The organism is Legionella tunisiensis (genome assembly GCF_000308315.1).
Lineage (GTDB): Bacteria > Pseudomonadota > Gammaproteobacteria > Legionellales > Legionellaceae > Tatlockia > Tatlockia tunisiensis.
In genome coordinates, this window is record NZ_CALJ01000190.1 from 1 (window position 1) to 3,146 (window position 3,146).

Sequence of the window (3,146 nt, forward strand, 5' to 3'; positions counted from 1 at the left end):
AAACAATGGCGATCGTTATGGTTTGAAGCAATTCAGCCAGTTAAACACGCTTTTAGGACGAGAGTTTGCCAGAGCAGCGCTTGAACTCATGGCCAAAGCTAAAGTAAGCGCAAAAGACATACAAGCAATTGGCAGTCATGGACAAACACTCTGCCACGATGCCATTGCAGATATTCCTTATACAGTACAAATGGGTTGTGCACATACGATTGCCGAATTGACTGGCATTCCTGTTGTGGCTGATTTCAGAACGCGTGATTTGGTTGTTGGTGGGCAGGGCGCACCCTTTGCTCCCTTATATCATCAAGCTTTATTTAAGGGCCAGATATATCCCTTGGCGATTGTTAATATTGGTGGTATTGCCAATATGACTTATCTTGCTAACGAGCACGATCTTAGTGGCTATGATCTAGGCCCAGGCAATTGCCTGATGGATGCCTGGATTAAAAAGCATCTCAGTCAAGATTATGATAAAGGTGGGGCGTGGGCCGCACGGGGGCACGTGATAGAGCCTCTATTGGATGCGCTTTTAACTGACACTTATTTTAAACGACAGCAACCTAAAAGTATTGGGAAGGAATATTTTTCGCTGGATTGGTTAGCAAACTATCTCCAACCAGGCTATCAGGCTGTTGATGTACAAGCGACCTTACTTAGTTTTACGACGCGCGCAATTGTGCATGAGCTAAAAGCCGGTAATTTATCTCCCAAACGCCTTTTGCTCTGCGGAGGCGGTGCGCATAATACGACGCTGCTTAATAGTCTTGCTAATTTGGTACCTGAAACAAGGGTGGAAAGTACTGCAGCCATCAATATTAACCCTGACTTTATAGAGGCCGCGATGTTCGCTTGGCTAGCAGAAAAAACCCTAAATAATACGCCAGTTGATCTAAGTCAAATTACTGGCTCTACTCATTTAATAATATTAGGGGTAATCTATCCACCAGGCATTGACAAAAGAAATTCGCTTAGGGTGTAATGTACTATTTTAATCAGATAAGACGTTATCTTGGACACACATCAATTACATTACACACAACCCAGTAAATTAAGCGCTTATCTTGTTTTTTACTGTCTGCTACTTTTTACCTGTATGAGTTCGTGCTGCAAGTTGCCCCCAGCGTGATGGCGGAGTCAATGATGAAAACTTTTCAGGTCAGTGCGGCTGGTTTTGGTATTATTTCTGCCTTTTATTTTTATGCATACGCGCCAATGCAATTACCGGCTGGTTTGCTCTTTGATCGCTATGGTCCACGAAAACTAATGACAGCTGCCTTGATTTTATGTGCTGTTGGTTCTTCTTTTTTGCTTCAACTGACAGTTTGTTTACTGCTGCTTTAGGACGTTTTCTTATTGGTATTGCTTCTGCATTTTCGTTTATTGGCGTCCTAGTCTTGATTTCGCGTTGGTTCCCACCACAACAATTTGCTCTGTTGGCAGGTATTGCTCAATCAATGAGCTCAATCGGAGCTATGTTTGGGGAAATGCCTTTAGCCGCTTTAATTGAGCAAGTGGGTTGGCGCAATGCCAGTTTTATTCTGGCTTTCATCGGTTTATGCTTGGCAGCTCTTATTTGGTTTGTTATAAGAGATTATCCTCACCAACCCACGCAGCCTGCACCAAAACGGCAATTTGTGGATGAGTGGCGCCGTTTGTTAGATGTCTGCAGTCGTTCTTATACCTGGATAATTGGTGCTTATTCCTTTGCTATATGGACTCCTATAGCGGTTTTCGCTGCTTTGTGGGGAGTTCCCTATTTGCAACAAAAATTTCAAATTTCAGTGATGGTAGCCTCGGGCCTATGTAGTATGATTTGGTTTGGGATCGGTGTAGGTAGCCCGTTGTTAGGATGGGTAAGTGATCGTTGTTACAGTCGACGTCTGGCTTTGGCTATTAGCTCCATTTTTTGGCCTTGGCGCTACTTTAGCTTTGTTGTATCTACCCATATCTCTTAGCTGGATGTATGCGGTGCTATTTTTATTAGGATTTGGTGCAGGTGGACAGACTGTCAGTTTTGCTGTTGTGAAAGATAATAATCCTCCCGAGCTTGTCGGAACAGCGTCTGGCTTTAATAATCTTTCAGTGCTGTTAGGTGGTTGCAATTTTCCAACCTATCGTAGGTGTTATCCTCCATCATAGCGATAGTTGGTTAGTGAATGGTGTACCTGTTTACAGTGTTGCAAGTTATAATCGGGCATTGTTAGTTATGCCTTGCTGTTTTCTTGCCAGTTTAATAATAGCGATCTTTTTATTAAAAGAATCACATCCTGGCAGAGCCCAAAAAGATTAGATAACATCATGTTATGCTTATTTTGACAAGATTACAGTGTTCACGTAACTCTTATAGGCCGCGTCGTGCTTCAGATAACTCTTTGCAAGTGACTTAATTAAATTGTTCATTCCCGTTTTAGAAATGTTACTCTCAGATAATAATACTTGATAGAAAACATCATCATGCCGTTATAATGAAAACATCTTATTTATTTAACGTGATTTTATGAAATATGATTTTTCTGCAAAGTTAGTAACGCTTCGTGAAGTATATGAAAAACAGTTACAAACTGGCCAATATTATTATGCAATCTCCCTACAAATTTGATATGGCGATTGCAATTGCCAGAGGTGGCTTTCCTGTAGCACGATTTATTTGTGATTTCTTAAATATTCGTCAATTATGTTCAATGCAAACCATTCATTATCACGGTGGTGCACTTAAGAAAGAAGAAACGGAAATTATTGCTCCCATCAATATCAGCATTAAAAGAAAAACGTATTAATCGTTGATGATGTAAACGATACAGGTGAAACACTTAAAACGGCTCATGACTATATTCAATCATTAGATCCTGCCTTATTTAAGATTGCTGTTCTTCATGAGAAATCAACGACTCAATTTAAAGCAGATTTTGTAGCTTCTCGCCAGACAAAATGGAAATGGCTCACGTATCAATGGGCTGTAACGGAAGATATCTTATCGTTTCTCAAAAACGACAACATGCTGGAGGAGGATGCAGCGCTTGCGCAGGAACACTTATATAAGAAATATAAGATCAAGATAAGTAAAAAGCTTTCCGGCAAATTTTGAGCATGAAGGATAACTATTTTAAATGCGGATAGTCAAGAGGACTACATAGAATCGAGAAGTT

3 protein-coding genes and 1 pseudogene are annotated in these 3,146 nt (G+C 40.7%); all 4 read left to right on the forward strand.

Going from position 1 to position 3,146, the window contains the following annotated elements; translation table 11 throughout:
• Positions 1 to 979: anhydro-N-acetylmuramic acid kinase (locus tag BN58_RS11490; RefSeq protein ID WP_019216959.1), on the forward strand; the 979-nt coding region annotated here is incomplete at its 5' end.
• Between the two features lie 68 nt (positions 980 to 1,047).
• Positions 1,048 to 2,290: pseudogene (locus tag BN58_RS24590) on the forward strand (MFS transporter).
• Positions 2,291 to 2,543: 253 nt separating this feature from the next.
• The gene (locus tag BN58_RS34035; protein WP_019216960.1) at positions 2,544 to 2,777 is read left to right on the forward strand and encodes a phosphoribosyltransferase; all 234 of its coding nucleotides are present in this window, start codon (positions 2,544 to 2,546) and stop codon (positions 2,775 to 2,777) included.
• On the forward strand, positions 2,777 to 3,085 hold the full coding sequence (locus tag BN58_RS34040) for a phosphoribosyltransferase family protein (RefSeq protein ID WP_232220552.1): 309 nt from the start codon (positions 2,777 to 2,779) through the stop codon (positions 3,083 to 3,085). The genes BN58_RS34035 and BN58_RS34040 overlap by 1 nt, the downstream gene beginning before the upstream one ends.
• The last annotated feature ends 61 nt before the right edge of the window (positions 3,086 to 3,146 follow it).

What these genes read in the sequence shown, in the direction of transcription:
- BN58_RS34035 (WP_019216960.1), top strand. Translation starts at nt 2,544, where the DNA reads ATGAAAAACAGTTACAAACTGGCCAATATTATTATGCAATCTCCCTAC.